Source organism: Syntrophomonas sp. UBA1041 (assembly GCF_002316705.1).
In the GTDB taxonomy this organism is placed as follows: domain Bacteria; phylum Bacillota; class Syntrophomonadia; order Syntrophomonadales; family Syntrophomonadaceae; genus DTU019.
Genome location: NZ_DCEA01000010.1, coordinates 481 through 1,126 on the forward strand (window position 1 = coordinate 481; position 646 = coordinate 1,126).

Annotated in this window: 1 protein-coding gene; it reads left to right on the forward strand. The window is 51.9% G+C overall.

The window, feature by feature from the left end:
• On the forward strand, positions 1-646 hold a 646-nt coding region (gene speB, locus B2633_RS01820), incomplete at both ends, for an agmatinase (protein ID WP_483168836.1).

Sequence of the window (646 nt, forward strand, 5' to 3'; positions counted from 1 at the left end):
CCCTGGCTGGAAAAGAATTTCGGTTTTATGGGGGCCCATTCCGATTATAAGGCCTGCTCCAAGGTGATTTTAGGTCTGCCCATGGACTCTACCACCAGTTTCAGGCCGGGGACCAGATTGGCGCCCGCCCGCATACGGGGGGTCTCAGAGGGCATCGAAGAGTTCAGCATCTATCAAAAACGTTCGTTATTGGACATCAATTTCTATGACGGCGGCGATATAGTCGTCCCTTTTGGCAATGTAGTAGAAAGCCTTAACCGTATCGAGCAAACCGTGGAGTCCATACTCAAGCAGGACAAACAAACCGTGTGCATAGGCGGAGAACACCTGGTATCGCTGCCGGTCATCAAAGCCTATAGACGCCGTTATCCCGATTTGGTAGTGGTGCAAATGGACGCCCATGCCGACCTTAGAAAGGACTATTTAGGAGAAGAATTATCGCATGCCACGGTAATGAGGCATGTGGTTGAGGTTATCGGACCGCGGCGGCTGTATCAACTGGGGATTCGCTCGGCTACAGAGGACGAACTGCTTTTTGCCGAATCCAACACCAGATTATACCTGGATCAGCTGTCAGACGCGGTGGACGATGTTAAGCAGCAGGCAGGCAGCCGTCCGGTATATGTCACCCTTGATATAGATGTGC